Genomic DNA, 17,682 nt, shown 5'->3' on the forward strand with positions numbered 1-17,682 from the left:
TCGTCAAACGCCGCCGACCGCCGTGAGCAGTGCCAGAGGTGCCGCAGCCGAGCGGGACTCCCGTGCGCAGGCGTGCGGGTACGGTACCGGCTCCGCGTGGGTGCCGCGGTCGTAGCCCGCGAGGACCTCGGGGAGCCGGTGCCCGGTCGCGGTGGCCGCGTCGACCAGGGCGTGGGCGACCGTCCGGGCCTCGTCGTGCAGGCCGTAGCGGGCCAGGCCCAGGGCGATCAGCGCGTTGTCGTGCGGCCACACCGAACCCCGGTGGTACGACAGCGGATGGTACGCACCCTGGCCGGACGCGAGCGTACGCACACCCCAGCCGGAGAAGAAGTCCGGTTCCAGCAGACGCCGGCCGACCATCGCGCCGTACTCCTTGTCCAGCAGTCCGGACCACAGCAGGTGTCCCGCGTCGGAGGCCAGCGCGTCCACCTGGCGCCCCGCGCCGTCCAGCGCGAGCGCCGGGAAGGAGCGCTCCCGCATCCAGAAGTCCCGCTGGAAGCGGTCGCGCAGATCGGCGGCCGCCTGTTCGAGCAGGTCGGCGTATGTGCCGTCCGCCCACACACCGCGCGCGAGCCACGCCGTGCGGCGCAGCGCGTCGTACGCGTACCCCTGGGCCCCCGCCGCCGTCACCGGGCCGCTCGCGCGGGTGCCGTCGGCCGAGCAGATGGCGCCGGGGGAGTCCTTCCAGTTCTGGTTGGCGAGGCCGCCCTCGTCGGCGCGGTAGACCAGATAACCGCGCGAGGTCAGCCCGCCGTGGTCAAGCATCCAGCCGACCGCCGCCCGGGCGTGCGGTTCGAGCCGACGGGCGAGCGCGGTGTCCCCGGTCTGTTCGGTGTACGTGCCGAGCAGCACCAGGAACAGCGGGGTCGCGTCGACCGAGCCGTAGTAGCGGCCGTACGGCACCTGCCCGAAGTGCGCCAGTTCCCCGTGCCGTACCTCGTGCACGATCTTGCCCGGCTGGGCCACCGGGTCCGGGCCGCCGTCGACCGTCGCCTGGGTGGCGGCGAGCGCCAGGAGCGTGGCGGCGGCCGGCCGGGGGCGGTACGGGAGGGCGAACAGCGAGGTGAGGAGGGCGTCCCGGCCCAGCAGCGTCAGGAACCAGGGGGCGCCGGCGGCCGGTACGCGCAGTTCCTCGCCGTCGGGTCCGGTCGCCGGTACCTGGAGGGCGGCGAGGTCCGCGAGGCCCCGGGCGCAGGCCGCCGCCAGCTCGGGCCAGCCGGTCGGGAAGGCCACCCCCTCCATGAACTCGCCTTCCAGCACCATGAGTTGCTCGTGCAGACCGGCGGGGGAGTGGGGCACGGGCAGGACGCGCCGCTCGCCGTGCGGCCGCGCCATGACCCGGAGCAACAGCTCGGCGGTGCCGTGCGGTTCGAGGTCCAGGGTCCACACGAGACGGCGGGCGCCGGTGCCGGTCTCCTCGATGTAGCCCGGGGCGGGCTCGGACGTGATGGTGGTACGGGAGCGCCACTCACCACGCCGGTAACTGAACTCCAGCCCGTCGTCCAGGACCTGGCGGGAGCGCACGGCCCCGGTCTTGGCATAGGTGCGGTGGTCCGAGCGCAGCTCGAACTGGTCGGTGAAGTCGGCGTCGGCGGTGATCGCGAGACTGACCGTGGTCGGCACCGGGCTGTTGCTGGTGACCCGCAGCGACTCGACGAACGTCCCGTCGCCGACGGCCTGTTCACGGAAGAGCGTGTGCGCGGGTGGTTCCTGGCGGCTGACGCGCGGCACGAGCACACAGCGCGCCGCGTCCCCGTCCGCCACCGGCGTGAGCGCGTCGGGTACCGCGCCGTCGACCGTGAGCTGCCAACGGCTGAGGTGCCGGGCGTCGCGCACGAACAGCCCGTCCGGGGAACTGCTGCCCCGTACCCCCGTGATGTCGCCGCGGTCCCCCACGGCGGCGAACGTCGTGCCGTGCACGAGCAGATGATGCCGGTCCGTCATTGCCGGCCCCCTCCCTGGTTCGTCCTGTCGAACGCCTTGGTGCCCGCCGGGGACACGGTCGCGGGCCCGACCGCGGACCCGGCTGGAGACGCGTCCCTGAGCAGGTCGAGCGCGAGGGCGGCCGTCCAGCCGAAGCCGGTCGCACCGCACGCCTCGCCGGTGTACGGGTCGACGTACTCCGCGAACCCGCTCGCCCCGGCCGTCGCCACGATCGCCGCCCGCAGCGCGTCCGCCCGCTCACGCTCGCCGTGCGTCCGCAGCCCGCGCTCCAGCAGCCAGTTCGTGTTGAACCAGGCCGGGCCCCGCCAGTAGCGGTGCGGGTCGAAAGCCGCGCCGAGGAGGTCGTAACTGGGGGCCAGACGGGTGCCGGCGCCGAGCCCGAAGTGCGGGCCGTACGCGGTGCGGACGAGCGCGGCGGCGATCTCCGGCGGCAGGCCCGGCAGCAACAGCGGGACCAGACCGGAGACGCCACGCTCGGGGATCAGCCGCCCCGAACCGCCGCGCACATCCTGCACATCGTGCACGTCCCGGCAGAAGAACATCTCCTCCGCCGGGTCCCACAGCCGTTCCACCAGCGCCTCCGTCAGCCGGTCCGCGCGCGTCCGGCGTGCCGTGCCGGAGGCGCCGAGTTCGCGCGCGATCCGGGCGAGCGCGTACTCGGAGGCGATGAGCAGGGCGTTGAAGGAGGGATCCTCCACGGCGAACCGGCCTCCCCCGTCGGCGTACCCGCCGTCCCGGTAGTCCGCGGCCAGCCGCACGTAGCGCCCGTAGTCCAGGTCGGTCGGCCGGTCCGCGGGGGACCCGTGACCGAGGTCGGCGCGACGGAAGGAGCGGGCCGGCGCGGGCGTGACGCGGGACAGCGGGGCGTCCCAGCAGGGACTGTTGTCCATGCCCTGTTCCCAGGGGTGCACGACGGACACCAGTCCGCCGCCGCCGAGGTCCCGGAGGTGCAGCAGATAGCGGTGCCAGGCGGCCAGCCGTGGATGGGCGCGGTCCAGGAATCCGCGGGCCCGGGAGAGCCCCGGATCGGCACGGTGCACCAGCCAGGCGGCCAGCGCGTGCACCGGTGGCTGCACGATGCCGGAGGTCTGTACGGTGCGCGGGGCGCCCGCGGCCCGCCCGGCGGTCGAGGAGCGCCAGAAGTCGGGGCTCGGGAAGTAGGCGTCGAGCGGTACGGAGGGGTTGAAGACGATGTGCGGCACGCGCCCGTCGGCCCACTGGGCGGCCAGCAGCGTCTCCAGCTCCGTCTGGGCCCGCAGCGGCGACAGGTGCCGCAGGCCGATCGCGATGAACGCGGAGTCCCAGGACCACTGGTGCGGATACAGACCGCGCGAGGGCACCGTGGAGGTGCCGGTCCAGTTGTCCGCCAGCACCCGCGCGGCCCGGACGCGCGTCTCGCTCTCGACGGCACGCTCGGTGGAGTGCCCGACGGAGGGCGCGGTGGCGTACTCGGTGGGGTGGGCGGAGGGGTGGGCGGTGAGCTGGACAGTGCGGTTCACTCGGGGCTCCCCGAAGACGTCCGGCCGGCCTGGTTGGGCTCCAAGTGCCGTAGGGTTACGTCTATTTAACACGCAAAACCCACTATGTAATGCAGGCTTGTGGAGCACAAGGGGGCGCGCATGACGGGACGTTCCGCGACGACCGGCAGGACGGGTACGACCGTAAGGGCAGGCAGGGCGGGCGGTGGACCGGCCGGGGCCGGTGAGCTGCTCGAACTGGTGCGCACTGGGCGTGCGGTGACGCGCGGCGCGCTCCAGGAGGCGACCGGGCTGTCCCGGGCCACCGTCGGCCAGCGGCTCGACCGGCTGTTCCGGGCGGGCTGGCTGCGCGAGGGGCCCGGCGGTCCGGTCGGCTCACCACTCGGCGGACGCCCCTCCCTCACCCTGGAGTTCGACGACACACACGCGGCCGTCCTCGCCGCCGACCTCGACACCCGGCACGCCCGCGCCGCCGTACTGTCGCTCACCGGCGAGATCCTCGCCGAGCACTCCGGCCCACTCGTCATCGAGGACGGCCCCGAGGCCGTACTGGGCGAGCTCGGGGTCTGGTTCGCCGAGCTGCTGGACAAGGCGGGACGCCGGGCCGACGAGGCGTGCGGGATCGGGCTCGCGGTGCCGGGACCCGTCGACAGCGAGACCGGCCGGGTCGTACAGCCGCCGATCATGCCCGGCTGGGACGGCTACGACATACGCGGCCGCCTCTCCCACGCCCTCACCGAACACACCGGGGCCGCCCCGGTGCCGGTCCTGGTCGACAACGACGCCAACCTCATGGCGTACGGCGAACAGCGCACCGCCCACCCCGACTGCCCTTCCTTCGTGCTGGTCAAGGTGTCGACCGGCATCGGCGCCGGGGTCGTGGTCGACGGCTCGGTGTACCGGGGCATCGACGGCGGCGCCGGGGACATCGGGCACATCCGCGTCGGCACGGAGGCGCTGTGCCGGTGCGGCTCCCACGGCTGTCTCGCCGCCGTGGCCAGCGGTGGTGCCGTGGCCCGGCGGCTGGCGGAGTCCGGGGTCCCGGCGGCCTCGGGCGCGGATGTGCGGAACCTGCTGGCGTCCGGGCACCCGGAGGCAGCCGCGCTGGCCCGCGAGGCGGGGCGCCGGGTCGGGGACGTCCTCGCGACGGTCGTGACCCTGCTCAACCCGGGCGTCCTGATGATCGCCGGGGATCTGGCCGGAACCCCCTTCCTCACCGGAGTGCGGGAGCTGCTCTACCAGCGGGCGCTGCCGCGCTCCACCGCTCATCTGAACGTCGTCACCTCACGGCTCGGCGAGCGGGCCGGGCTGGTCGGCGCGGGCGCGCTGGTCGTGGAGCACCTCTACGCACCCGGGCGGGTGGAGGAACGGCTGCGGGCGCTGGGGGTGTGACGAGGGGGCCGCGCGTGTCTCACGCAGCTCCCGCGCGGGTCCGCATGGTGAAATTCGCCCGGCTGTGGCAGCGTGATTCTCGCCACCCTTGATAAGGGCTGCGCTCAGATGAGCGATTCATGAGCGACTGCACGACATCAAGGAGTGGCACTCAGTGCCACCGTTTGATCGTTCATCGATCGAACTCAAATGTGGCGTAGGTGCGCTCATGTGAGCGGAATAAGGTGCCTACGGGAATGTTCGCCTTCAAGAAGTGAACGCAAAGTCCGCGCAGTGCTTGCCAAGCTTTGACTTTCGATCCGGTGGCGGACGGCTGGTTACGGGCGCATGACCCACAAGTGGACGTACCCATGAGCCTTCGATCTGGGTATGTTCCTGGCCGTCAGGGCAGCCACCGCGGCCTCAAGGAGTCGAGTCCCGTGTCGGAAAACAAAGAACCCCAGGTAGCCGAGCAGACCGGCAGCGTTGAGGGCGTGAAGTTGGTCTACGACTTCACCGAGGGCAACAAGGACCTCAAGGACCTCCTTGGCGGCAAGGGCGCCAACCTCGCCGAGATGACCAACCTGGGCCTTCCCGTCCCCCCCGGGTTCACGATCACCACCGAGGCCTGCAAGGTCTACCTCGACAGCGGCACGGAGCCCGCGGCACTGCGTGACGAGGTGAGTGCGCACCTCGACGCGCTGGAGCAGCGCATGGGCAAGAAGCTCGGCCAGACCGACGACCCCCTGCTCGTCTCGGTCCGCTCGGGCGCGAAGTTCTCCATGCCCGGCATGATGGACACCGTCCTGAACATCGGCCTCTCCGACAAGTCGGTGCAGGGCCTGGCCAAGCAGGCCGGCGACGACCGCTTCGCCTGGGACTCGTACCGCCGCCTCATCCAGATGTTCGGCAAGACCGTCCTCGGTGTCGACGGCGAGCTCTTCGAGGAGGCCCTCGAGGCGGCCAAGGCGGCCAAGAAGGTCACCGTCGACACGGACCTGGAGGCGGCCGACCTCAAGAAGCTCGTCACCAAGTTCAAGAAGATCGTCAAGACCGAGGCCGGCCGGGACTTCCCGCAGGACCCGCGCGAGCAGATGGACCTCGCCATCAAGGCGGTCTTCGACTCCTGGAACGGCGACCGCGCCAAGCTGTACCGCCGTCAGGAGCGCATCCCGCACGACCTCGGCACGGCCGTCAACGTCTGCTCGATGGTCTTCGGCAACCTGGGCCCCGACTCCGGCACCGGCGTCGCCTTCACCCGCGACCCCGCCTCCGGCCACCAGGGCGTCTACGGCGACTACCTCCAGAACGCGCAGGGCGAGGACGTCGTCGCCGGCATCCGCAACACGGTCCCGCTCGCGGATCTGGAGTCGATCGACAAGAAGTCGTACGACCAGCTCATGCAGATCATGGCGACGCTGGAGAACCACTACAAGGATCTCTGCGACATCGAGTTCACCATCGAGCGCGGCCACCTCTGGATGCTCCAGACCCGCGTCGGCAAGCGCACCGCCGGTGCCGCCTTCCGTATCGCCACCCAGCTCGTGGACCAGGGCCTGATCGACGAGACCGAGGCGCTCCAGCGCGTCACCGGCGCCCAGCTCGCGCAGCTGATGTTCCCCCGCTTCGACGAGAGCGCCAGGACCGAGCAGGTCGGCCGGGGCATCGCGGCCTCGCCGGGCGCCGCGGTCGGCAAGGCGGTCTTCGACTCGTACACCGCCGTCAAGTGGTCCCGCTCCGGCGAGAAGGTCATCCTGGTCCGCCGGGAGACCAACCCCGACGACCTGGACGGCATGATCGCCGCCGAGGGCATCCTGACCTCACGCGGCGGCAAGACCTCCCACGCGGCCGTCGTCGCCCGCGGCATGGGCAAGACCTGTGTCTGCGGCGCGGAGGAGCTCGAAGTCGACACCAAGCGCCGCCGGATGACGGTGCCGGGCGGTCACGTCGTGGAAGAGGGCGACGTCATCTCCATCGACGGCTCGTCCGGCAAGGTGTACCTCGGCGAGGTCCCGGTCGTCCCGTCCCCGGTGGTCGAGTACTTCGAGGGCCGGATGCACCCCGGCGCCGACGACGCCGACGAACTGGTCGAGGCGGTCCACCGCATGATGGCCTTCGCCGACCGCAAGCGCCGGCTGCGCGTGCGCGCCAACGCGGACAACGCCGAGGACGCACTGCGCGCCCGCCGCTTCGGCGCGCAGGGCATCGGCCTGTGCCGCACCGAGCACATGTTCCTCGGTGAGCGCCGCGAGATGGTCGAGAAGCTGATCCTGGCGGACACCGAGCAGGAGCGCGAGTCCGCCCTGACCGAGCTGCTGCCGCTCCAGAAGAAGGACTTCGTGGAGCTGTTCGAGGCGATGGACGGCCTGCCCGTCACCATCCGCCTCCTCGACCCGCCGCTGCACGAGTTCCTCCCCGACATCACCGAACTCTCGGTCCGCGTGGCCCTCGCGGAGTCCCGCCAGGAGCCGCACGAGAACGAGCTGCGGCTGCTCCAGGCGGTACACCGCCTGCACGAGCAGAACCCGATGCTGGGCCTGCGCGGCGTACGCCTCGGTCTGGTGATCCCCGGCCTGTTCACCATGCAGGTACGAGCCATCGCCGAGGCCGCCGCCGAGCGCAAGAACGCCAAGGGCGACCCGCGCGCCGAGATCATGATCCCGCTCGTCGGCACCGTCCAGGAGCTGGAGATCGTCCGCGAGGAGGCCGACCAGGTCATCGCGGAGGTCGAGGCAGCCACGGGCGTCCGCCTGAAGCTGGCGATCGGCACGATGATCGAACTGCCGCGCGCCGCGCTGACCGCCGGTCAGATCGCCGAGGCCGCGGAGTTCTTCTCCTTCGGCACGAACGACCTGACGCAGACGGTCTGGGGCTTCAGCCGGGACGACGTGGAGGCCTCGTTCTTCACGGCCTACCTGGAGAAGGGCATCTTCGGCGTCAGCCCCTTCGAGACGATCGACAGGGACGGCGTCGGCTCCCTGGTGAAGCTGGCGGCCAAGGCCGGCCGCGAGACCCGCCCCGACCTCAAGCTCGGCGTCTGCGGCGAGCACGGCGGCGACCCGGAGTCGGTCCACTTCTTCCACGAGGTGGGCCTGGACTACGTCTCCTGCTCCCCGTTCCGCATCCCGGTCGCCCGCCTCGAAGCCGGCCGCGCGGCCACCCAGTCGGCGGGCAGCGACCACCGCTGAGACCCCGGAGCCGCCGCCGGTCCCCGACCCTCAGAACCGACCGGCAGCGGCTCCGGACCACGAAGAAGGGGCGGCACCCTGTGCGGGGGTGCCGCCCCTTCGTCCTGTTCAAGGCGTGCCTTTGCACTGCGAGGCGCCGACAGCAGATGCTCTACCGGCGCAGCGTGGTGGCGTATTGGCGCCTGCTGTCGCTCAGGAAGTTGTTGTCGGACTTCCCCTTAGGGGTGACCAGTTGGTAGGCGCTGACCATCGGCTCGAAGTGCCACTTGCCGGTGTAGGCGGTTTTGCCGAAGGTGACTCGCACGTAGACGTGGCCGACCTTGCCGGGGGCGAGCCTCACCGTGGAGTCATCGGGGATGTCGAAGCCGAAGAAGCCGTTCGACTCCTGGTGACTGGCTTTCTCCCAGCGGCGGTGTCCGGGGTTCCACCACGTGGCCGAGACACCCCGCAGTTGCTTCTCGCCGGGGGCGGAGAAGTTCCAAAGGGACAGCCCGAAGCTGAGCGGAAGCAGCGTGTCCCGGGAGTTCTGCGTGTAGGACATGGTGAGGTGGATGGTGCCGCCTCGGTGCACGGACTTGGGGATGCCGCCGGCCCACTCCTTCATCGTCCCGATCTGGCGAGCGGCGGAGGCGTGCGTGCCGGCCGGTGCCGCGGACGCTGGGCCGGTGCTCACCGGAATCAACGCCACCATCGCTGCGGCTGTGATGGCAGCGGCGCGTATACGTCTTCCCGTGTTGTCCTCTCCCGTTTGATTTGGCGGCAACTGTGCATACTACGTGGGCTGTTGGTGGGGCTCGCTGACTGTTGGCGCAGGTCAACGCCACAGGCGAGTGCCGGTGAGGGCTGACGCCGCCGGAGAGTCCAAGCCACATCCAAGCCACATGCTTCCCAGGGGCCACAAAAGTACTTCACGGCATCACCACCCCCGACCTATAGTCGCCGGGCCCGGCCTCTGGTACGGGCGTGTGCATCCGCGGGGGATCGCTCGACGCTTCGGCATGCCCTCGCATGCGCGCTTCTCATGCGACGGGTGGGGGTTTTACTCCGTATGAAATTCCTTGTCAGGCGATCAACGCGCAGGGTGGTGCTGCGGACGGCCGGCTGGTCGGCGGCTGCCGCTCTCCTCGTGCTCGCGGTCGGGTTCGTGCCGTCCGGGGACTCCGGCTCCGGCCGGTCGGTCACGTCGTCCTCGGCGCGGGGCGCGGCACCGGGGAGCCCGGGTGTGCAGACCGCTGCGGCGAACACCCCGATGCTGCCGCTGTTCGCCCGCACCACGGACGGGCATCTGCGCGCGTACGAGCCGAAGGGCACCGGCGGCCTTGAGTCCGCGGTGGACCTGGGCACCGGATACTCCGCGGCGACGGCCCTGGTCCGGATACCCATATCGGGCAGCGGCGGGGCGCAGGACCTCTACATCCGGATGAACAACGCGCTGTACTACACCGCGGAGCGCGGCACCGAGACGAAACTGCTCGGAACCGGCTGGGACACCTACAACCTGCTGATGACGCCCGGCGATCTGGGCGGGACGACGCAGCCGGACCTGCTCGGCCGGGACACGACGGGCGCGCTGTGGCTGTACCAGAGCAAGGCGGACGGCACGTTCGCGCCCCGGGTACGGGCCGGCAGCGGAGGCTGGAACGGCATGGACGCGCTGGCCGGCTACGGCGACTACACCGGTGACGGCAAGGCCGACCTGCTGGCCCGCACTCCCACCGGAACGCTGTACATCTACCCCGGCACGGGCAGCACGGCGGCGGACGCGAGCCTCGGCACGCGCATCACCGTCGGCACCGGCTGGAACGCGTACAAGTCGCTGGTGTCGACCGGAGACAACAGCGGTGACGGCAAAGCCGATCTGATCGCCACGGACGCCGCGGGCGCGCTGTGGCTGTTCAAGGGCACCGGCTCCACGTCGGCGCCCTTCGCCGCCCGGGTGCAGATCGGCACCTCGGGCTGGGCCGGATTCAACGCCCTGTTCTGACACCGCCGGCCGCACGCCGCGCCCCGGGAACCGCCGGGCCCCGCGCGGACGACGCGCGCCCGAATCCCATCCGACCTCCGCAGATCGGCTGAAGCCTTCCCATGAACACCAACGCCCCACCTCGCCCGCCTTCCCGACGCCGCACCAGATGGACGCGACTGGCCGCGGCGACCGCCGTCGCGACCGCGACCGCCGTGCTGATGGCGGGCTCCGGTGCCCCGGCGCTCCCGCGCACCGCGCCGGTGTCGGCCACCGACGACGCCCCCGGCGGCTTCGACCTGGACGCCGCCGCCAAACTGCGCGCCGCGCAGTGCCTGATGACCACGATGCAGCGCAAGGGCGGCCAGGCGCTCAAGTCCGTCGCCAGGACCGGCCTGAGCGGTACGGACGCGCAACTGCTCACCGCGGCGGACCGCGAGTACTTCAAGGACCCCAGGCCGCCGCTGGCCGTCGCCTTCGAGACCGACCGCGACTACGCCTCGGCCAAGATGGACGAGCTGTACAACCGGCACCATGAATGGGAGAAGTCCCTCGACGTCAACCCACCGTCCGGATACACGCAGACCGGATTCCAGTGGGTGGAGCAGAAGGACAACCCCTTCAGCACCACCGGTCTCTCAGGGTGGATCTCCGACCAGTACTGGCAGTCCGAGTACGACCTGTTCAACCAGGACCAGACGCCGCTGGCCAGCAAGGAGTCGGTGGACAAGGTCAACGCCATCGCGGCGGCCCGGTACTCCGCGGACAGGCACGAGGACTACGAGGATCTGCGCGCCTTCGAGGGCCTGACGTCCATGCACCCGATGTACGCCGACGACGCGCGCATCTTCCTGCAGAACGGCGGTTTCCCGACCACCGCGCCGGACCCCTCCGGCATGGAGTTCCGGATCGACGTCGAAGGGCTGAAGTCCCGCTTCGCCTCGTGCAGTACACGGAACCCCGCGGACCCGCACCAGGTGCTCGGTGCCGAAGTGGTGACGGCCTCCATCGAGTGGCAGGCCGAGGTCGACGGGCAGAAGACACAGCGCGACACCATCCTGGGTGCCGAGGCCGCCGCTGCGGGCGATCTCCAGGTCGCCGCACAGGCGCTCGGTGAGTCCTTGGGCCAGTCGACCATCGCGTCCCGGCTGGCGGACTGGCAGGCGTACTGGCTCAAGCAGACCCCGCAGAGCGCGGGCCTGAGCTACCCGAGTGCCGCGGATTTCGCGAAGGTCAAGTCGGACATCGTCAAGGCCCAGGCCATGGCGCTGGGTCGGCTGTTCGTCGCGACACGTGCGGCGCAGGACGCCAAGGCTCAGGCCACCAAGGCCGACGCCGCCCAGCAGGCCGCCTACGCCATCGCCGACGCTGCCGGGCAGCCGCGCGGACGGGGCCTGCTCTACGGCCAGCAGGCCGCGCAGGTCACCAAGGCGTCCGCCGCCGCCACCCAGGCGGTCAGCAAGGCCACCGAGACCGCGTCCAACGCGACCCGCGCCTCCGCCTCGGACAGCAAGACGCTGATGGCGCTGGCCCAGACCCAGGCTCACGCCTCACAGGCCGAGTTCCGCCGGGCCGCCGCCCAGGAAGCCGCGGACCAGGCCAAGGCCGCCGCCGACGGCGCCGCCGTACAGGCCACCAAGGCGGCGGAGAACGCGGCCAAGGCCAAGGCCGCCCAGGCCAAGGCCGAAGCCGCCGAGCAGACCGCCAAGGCAGCGGCGGCCGACGCCAAGGCACAGCGTGCCACGGCGGAGTCCGAGCGGGACAAGGCCAAGACGCAGCGCGACATCGCCGCCACCGAGCGCGCCAAGGCGGCCACCGCCGAGGCGACCGCCCAGACCCAGCGGCAGGCCGCCGCCACAGCACTCAGCGCCGCGCAGACCGCGGGCGCCACCGCCGCGAGCAAGAAGGACGACGCGGTCGCCGCCGAGCACAGGGCCACCACCGCACGCGCCAAGGCCCTCGGCGCCGAACGCGACCGTGACGCGCTGAACGTCCGGGCCGCTGCCCTGGAGGCGCAGGCGGCCGCGGACGACGGAACCGCTGCCGCTGCCCAGTCGCGGGCCGCGGCGACCCAGGCGCGCGCGGACGCCGACGACGCGACGACGGCCGCTGCCAACGCCCGGGCCGCGGCGAACGACGCCACCGCGGCCGCAGAGGCCGCCGACGAAGCCGCGACCAGGGCCGAAGCGGCCGCCGCACGATCCAAGGCGGCGTCCGACAAGGCCCAGGCGGATGTGGCGATCACCGGCGCGGCCGTGAAGAAGGCGCACGCCGCGGCGGCCGATGCCATCGCCTCCTCGGAGGCGGCCGACCAGAACGCCCGCGCCGCCAAGGCACTTTCCGACACCGCCCACGCCAAGGCCACCGAGGCCAAGGCCAACGCCGCCGTCTCCCGGGTCGAGGCCAACGCCGCCGCGGCCTCGGCCGTTCAGACCGCCGGCTTCGCGTACGCCACCGCACAGGCCGCCCTCGCGGCCCGCGACGCGGCGGCGCAGGTCGTCAGACCGGCCAACGACGCCATCGAGCTCGGTTCCCCCTATGCCGAGACGGACGCCTCCGCGGGCCTGGCCGTCCTGACCGGACAGGCCGCCAAGACCGCTTCTGAGCAGCAGGCGGCCGTGGGCCAGGCCAAGGCCGACCAGGCCGCCAAGGCCTCCGCCGAGGCGGCTGCCCTGGCGGCCGCAGCCAAGGCCGACGCCAAGGCGGCGGCGACCGCCGCGGCCGACGCCGCGGCATCCGCCGCCAAGGCCACGGTCTCACTGAACAAGGCCCGGGCCTCGGCCGCCGAAGCCTCGGCGGCGGCGAAGGCCGCGGTCACGGCCGAGAACCACACCGTCGCCTACAACCAGCAGGCCATCGACGACGCCGCGGCGGCGGCCGACGCCTCCAGCACCGCGTCGGGCTACGCCACCGAAGCCCGCCACTCGGCCGACGCCGCGGAACAGGACGCGGCCAGTGCACGCGGGGCCGCCACGGCCGCGGAACGGGACGCGGCCACCGCACGCGGCGTCGCCGACCACGCCGAAGCCGACGCCACCGCCGCGGAGGCCGCGGCCGCCAACGCACAGCAGGCGGCCAAGGACGCCCAGGACGCCGCCACACGGGTCGAGTTGGACAAGGACGACCAGGAGCAGTCGGCGCGGCTGAGTGCCGACGGGTCCGCGGGAGCGCAGTCGGTGCTCCGGGTGCCGTACAACCTGAAGGACGAGATCAGCTCGGACGGCATCTGCCAGGGAACGCACACCGGCAGCGAGATCGGTTGCGAGTACACCATCAACCATCACGTCACCGGCACGGCGCTCTACTTCGTGGCCATCTGCCTGGTGCCGGACACCGCGGTGGGCGACTGCGTCGGTGACCTCGACGTCGAATACCTGACGCAGGCGCCGATCGACATCACGCACACCGAAAAGGTGCACGTGGACGGCGTGAAGCTGACCGAGGACATCCTCAAGGGCGTCATCAGCGGAATGCTCAGCCACATCACAGGCTGCATACAGTCGCCGAATCTCAGCGACTGCGCGTGGGCGGTGGTGGAGACGGCTCCGCTGGTCCTCGGGACCATCGGCAAGACCGTGCAGGCCATGAGAGCGGCGGTCGCGGCCAACGAGTCGCTGGACGCGCTCACCGCGGCGCTCAAGGCCGAGGGCATCGCCGACAAGGCCGCCGAGGGCGTCGCGGGCGGCGTCAAGGTCTCGCAGATCGTCGCCGAGCAGATGGCCGCGGTCCGGACGATCGCCGAGGCGCACGGGTACACACTGAACGCTTTCGGCAAGATCGTGTGGGGTATGCAGGACGGCAGCCTCGCGCTGAGGACGGCGGACCACATCGCCAAGTTGAAGAGACTTGGCATCACCCGGGCGGAGATCCAGAAGATCTACGCGGCGTACAAGAGGGTCGACGAGGTCAAGCCCGCCAATCCCAGCGCCAACCAGCGCTGGAAGCTCATGCAGTACATACTCGAGAACTGGGGCGGCTGATGAAGTTCCGTGTGCAGGCCGGGCCCGACGCGGCCACGACCGTGGTGTTCGAGCCCTGGGGCGAGGAACACGAGCTCGCACCGGGTGACCACATCGACGTGGACTTCCCGCTCGCGGCCGACGGCGAACTGACGATGGGCGTGGAGTACGGGCCGGGAAGGATCGTCCTCCACCAGGAGGTCATCGCCACGGCACGTGTCTGGGATTCGAGCGGCCGGGAGATCGACGTCGTCTGACGCCCGGGACGCGCCCGATGGGCCGGTGCGCACCCCTCGTACGGGGGTGCGCACCGGCCCTTCGCGTGGTGGCGTTGATTCACTCTTCCAGCGCTTCGGTGACGCTGTCCCCGGAGCGAGCCGGGCATCGGAACCGATGCTCAGCGGCTTCCCGTCAGATGGGCGAACACGACCACGTTCCCCTGGTAACCCGTGGACTTGGAATAGCCGCCGCCGCAGGTGATCACCCGTAGCTCGGGGCGCTTCGCGGGGGCGTAGACCTTCTCGTCGGGGAAGTTGCGGGCCTGGTAGACCTCGATGGCGTCGACCGTGAACACCGCCACGCCGCCGTCGCGCCGGTCCACCTCGACGGTGGCGCCGCGCTTGAGGGCGCCGAGGTCGTAGAAGACCGCGGGTCCCTGGGTGTTGTCGACATGACCGGCCACGATCGCGGTGCCGGTCTCCCCGGGGGTGGTGCCGGCCTCGTACCAGCCGGCGAGGTTCTTCTCGGCGGCGGGCGGCACGTCCAGGCTGCCGGACTTCGTCAGGCCGAGGCCCGTCAGCGGGGCGTCCACCCGGATGGAGGGGATGTGGATACGGGTCGGCGGTGAGGGCGGCAGCGCGGCCGCCGCGAGCCGATCCCCGGCCGGGTCCGCGCGGCCCTCCGCGGCCGCGGGCTGGGGCGGCGCGTGCGTTCCCGTCCCGCCGCCCAGCAGGAACACCCCGGAGCCCAGGGCTACGACGGTGACGGCGGCTATCGCGGTGTCGCCGATGCTTCGCATGCCAACCCCTCTCCCGGCTCCCGGACGCTCCCGGAACATGGCCCCCTGCCCCCTCCGGGTCGCGAGGGGCGTCGGACCCGGAGGAGGCGGGGCTTGCGGTACCGGCTGACGGACAGCGGAGGGTGTCCGTCAGATCCCGTCGCCTCTCGCCCGGCGATGCAGGAGCCAGGTACCGCCCGCGGCGGCGACGGCAAGAGCCGCCACACCCGCCGCGGTCTGTACGGGGTCGGGGCCCAGAGCGCCGCCGACCCCCGTCTTCACACTGCCGCGCGGCTGCACCTGCTCGTGCGCCGTGCTCAGCGTCACCACGAGGTCGCCCGTCACCTGTCGGCCGCCCGTGGCGCACTTCGCGACGATCTCGTACGTCCCCGGCTGCGCGCTCGGCGGCACTCGGAACTGACCGATCGCGTCGCCCTCGTGCGTGCTGGGCGCCAGCGTGAACGGGCCGGCGCCCACCGCGCTGGCGTCACCCGCCGCCGACCCCCGGTCACCGCATTCCTTCGTGTTCACCGTGACCTGACCGCCCGGCAGCGCGGCGGACGGGTACACCTCCAGACTGCTGCCGGCCGCCGAGGCGGGTGCGGCGGCCAGCCCCGCCGCCACGGCGGCGAGCGCGGTACCGGTCAGCATGCGGGCGGTGCGTCGCATCGTGCTCCCTCACGTCCACGGGGTCACGGCCCGCGGCACCCCCATGTGCCGCCGAGTCGGTCGCGTCCCTGCCCTTCCGAGGTAAGTGGCACTCGGCGCCGCCCGCTTCCTGAGAGAGCGTCAGGAAGCGGGCTGAACGGGTGGCGCCGACGGCGTCCGTACGGGTTGCCGGCCGGGTGTTCCGGCAGGTCATGGGCACACGGCCGAGTAGTGCGCGAAACGGCACACGAACGGCGTCGGCGGCACGTGTGAACGGGTGACCGGCCCCGGCGCCGTGGCTGCCCCGGCGAGGCGGCTGCCGCCCGTACGGCGACGGGAGCGGGCGGCCACTGATCGCGCGCGACGGAGGCCGGTGCCCCCGCGGGCACCGGCCTCCGGTTCTCGGTCTCCGGTCTTCGGCCTTCAGTCCCCGGTCACCCGGTTTCCGGGCTTCCGGCGGAGGGTCAGTTCACGTTGACCGCGCTCCAGGCCGCGGCCACCGCGTTGTACTCCGTGCTGCCCGCGCCGTACAGGTCCTTGGCCGCGTTCAGCGTGGCCGTGCGCGCACCGGCGTACTTGGTCGAGGACGTCATGTAGACCGTGAGCGCCCGGTACCAGATCTTGCCGACCTTGTCCCGGCCGATGCCGGTGATCGTCGACCCGTTGGACGTCGGCGAGTCGTAGCTGACGCCGTTGATGGTCTTCGGGCCGCTGCCCTCCGCGAGGAGGTACGCGAAGTGGTTGGCGACACCGGAGGAGTAGTGCACGTCGAGGTTGCCGACGGAGGAGCTCCAGTAGTCCGCCGAACTGCCGTCCCTGGACGGCTTGTCCATGAAGCGCAGGGCGGCCTTGCCGAAGCCGGGACGGACGATCTCCTCACCGATGAGGTAGTCACCGGCGTCGGAGGGGTTGGCGGCGTACCACTCGACCATCGTGCCGAGGATGTCGGAGGTGGCCTCGTTGAGCCCGCCGGACTCGCCCGAGTAGGTCAGTTTGGCCGTCTTCGACGTGACGCCGTGGGACATCTCGTGCCCGGCGACGTCCAGCGCGACCAGCGGCCCGAAGACGTTGCCGTCACCGTCGCCGTAGGTCATGCAGAAGCAGCTGTCGTCCCAGAAGGCGTTGTTGTAGTTGTTGCCGTAGTGGACGCGGTTGTACGAGCCCTTGCCGTCGCCCGCGATGCCGTTGCGGCCGTGGACGTTCTTGTAGTAGTCCCAGGTCTCGTTGGTGCCGTACTGCGCGTCCACCGCCGCCGAGGCGCGGTCGGCGGTCGTGCCCGTGCCCCAGTGGTTGTCGGTGTCCGTGAACACCGTCGAGGGGGCGCGCTGGAGGCACCAGCCGAAGATGCAGATGTCGACCTTGTTGGCAGCGTCACCGGTGTAGGTGTTGCCGCGGGTCGGGTCCTTGAGCTGGTACGACGACCCGGACTGGGTGGTCTCCAGCGCGACGGTGCCGCCGTACAGCGACTTGCCGTCGCCCGTCGCGGTCTCGATGCTGTCCCAGGCGTCGATCTGGGCGCCGGTGCGGGCGTCGGTGAGGACCGTACGGGCCACCGGGTTGCCGAGGGAGTCCTGGCCGATCGCGTTGGTGCGCCAGGCCAGCCTCGGGGTGCCGTGCAGGGCGTCGACGACCAGTTCCGGCTTGGCGTGCAGGCTCTTGAGACGGTCGCCGAGATTCGCGGCGCGCAGCGCGTTCACCGCGAGGTCCGCGGCCTTGGGAGCCGTCACCTTCGGGGTGACCGAGGCGAGGGATATCAGGCTCCTGGTGGCCCGGTCGGCGCTGCGGTACGCGCCGCTGGGTGTCAGGTGGACCACGAAGTCACCACCGAGAACGGGGAGTTGGTGGTAGGTGCGGTCGTAGCGGACGTGCTGGGTGCCGTCCTTGTCGACGAGTACGTCCCGCACGGTGGTGTGCTCCGCGGACGTGAGCCCGAGGCTCGCGGCGTGCTCCGCGAGCACCGAGGCCGCGTTCTCGATCGCGGTGGCGCGGGACGGTCTTGCGTCGGCGTGGGCGGCGGGGGAGAGCGCCGCGGCGAGCAGGGTCGCGGTGGTGGCGGCGATGCCGGCCGTGGCGAGACGGGATCCTCGGATGTGCCGTGTCCGACTCATCGGTCTCCTTGGGGAGGCGCCTTTGG

General features: G+C 71.6%; 11 protein-coding genes. 5 read left to right on the forward strand and 6 right to left on the reverse strand.

Annotated features, from left to right (window positions below; translation table 11 throughout):
- Positions 1-3: 3 nt before the first annotated feature.
- Together ACIPK3_RS02460 and ACIPK3_RS02465 are read right to left on the reverse strand one after the other, a co-directional pair.
- Positions 4-1,944 (reverse strand): glycogen debranching N-terminal domain-containing protein, encoded by a 1,941-nt coding sequence (locus ACIPK3_RS02460; RefSeq protein ID WP_402565908.1) that lies wholly within the window; start codon positions 1,942-1,944, stop codon positions 4-6.
- A complete protein-coding gene (locus tag ACIPK3_RS02465; protein WP_402565910.1) occupies positions 1,941-3,443 on the reverse strand; it encodes an MGH1-like glycoside hydrolase domain-containing protein in 1,503 nt (500 codons plus the stop codon). Before ACIPK3_RS02465 ends, ACIPK3_RS02460 begins: the two co-directional genes overlap by 4 nt.
- Before the next feature lie 120 nt (positions 3,444-3,563).
- On the opposite strand from ACIPK3_RS02465, the gene ACIPK3_RS02470 reads away from it, so the two are divergent.
- On the forward strand, positions 3,564-4,814 hold the full coding sequence (locus ACIPK3_RS02470) for an ROK family protein (RefSeq protein WP_402565912.1): 1,251 nt from the start codon (positions 3,564-3,566) through the stop codon (positions 4,812-4,814).
- A gap of 419 nt (positions 4,815-5,233) precedes the next feature.
- Complete coding sequence (gene ppdK, locus ACIPK3_RS02475; RefSeq protein ID WP_402565914.1) at positions 5,234-7,981, forward strand: pyruvate, phosphate dikinase; 2,748 nt, start codon at positions 5,234-5,236, stop codon at positions 7,979-7,981.
- A 151-nt stretch (positions 7,982-8,132) separates the two neighbouring features.
- Here ppdK and ACIPK3_RS02480 read toward each other — a convergent pair whose 3' ends face one another.
- Positions 8,133-8,654, reverse strand: coding sequence for a hypothetical protein (locus ACIPK3_RS02480; RefSeq protein ID WP_402565916.1), 522 nt, complete (start codon positions 8,652-8,654; stop codon positions 8,133-8,135).
- 408 nt (positions 8,655-9,062) lie between these two features.
- Between ACIPK3_RS02480 and ACIPK3_RS02485 the strand changes: the two genes are divergently transcribed.
- The 3 genes from ACIPK3_RS02485 to ACIPK3_RS02495 all read left to right on the forward strand — a co-directional run bounded on the left by ACIPK3_RS02485 (position 9,063) and on the right by ACIPK3_RS02495 (position 14,160).
- Positions 9,063-9,965 carry an FG-GAP repeat domain-containing protein gene (locus ACIPK3_RS02485; protein WP_402565918.1) on the forward strand — a complete coding sequence of 301 codons (903 nt, stop codon included), beginning with the start codon at positions 9,063-9,065 and terminating at the stop codon, positions 9,963-9,965.
- 101 nt (positions 9,966-10,066) lie between these two features.
- Complete coding sequence (locus ACIPK3_RS02490; protein ID WP_402565920.1) at positions 10,067-13,924, forward strand: hypothetical protein; 3,858 nt, start codon at positions 10,067-10,069, stop codon at positions 13,922-13,924.
- Positions 13,924-14,160: a hypothetical protein gene (locus tag ACIPK3_RS02495; RefSeq protein ID WP_402565922.1), complete on the forward strand. Its 237-nt coding sequence runs from the start codon at positions 13,924-13,926 to the stop codon at positions 14,158-14,160. The genes ACIPK3_RS02490 and ACIPK3_RS02495 overlap by 1 nt, the downstream gene beginning before the upstream one ends.
- A 140-nt stretch (positions 14,161-14,300) precedes the next feature.
- Here ACIPK3_RS02495 and ACIPK3_RS02500 read toward each other — a convergent pair whose 3' ends face one another.
- From ACIPK3_RS02500 to ACIPK3_RS02510, 3 genes are all read right to left on the reverse strand, one after another.
- Complete coding sequence (locus ACIPK3_RS02500; protein ID WP_402565924.1) at positions 14,301-14,921, reverse strand: class F sortase; 621 nt, start codon at positions 14,919-14,921, stop codon at positions 14,301-14,303.
- A gap of 129 nt (positions 14,922-15,050) precedes the next feature.
- Complete coding sequence (locus tag ACIPK3_RS02505; protein ID WP_402565926.1) at positions 15,051-15,569, reverse strand: hypothetical protein; 519 nt, start codon at positions 15,567-15,569, stop codon at positions 15,051-15,053.
- 443 nt (positions 15,570-16,012) lie between these two features.
- Positions 16,013-17,656 (reverse strand): M4 family metallopeptidase, encoded by a 1,644-nt coding sequence (locus ACIPK3_RS02510; RefSeq protein ID WP_402565928.1) that lies wholly within the window; start codon positions 17,654-17,656, stop codon positions 16,013-16,015.
- Positions 17,657-17,682: the final 26 nt, after the last annotated feature.

This window comes from Streptomyces sp. NPDC086787, from assembly GCF_044745865.1.
Taxonomy (GTDB): Bacteria; Actinomycetota; Actinomycetes; order Streptomycetales; family Streptomycetaceae; genus Streptomyces.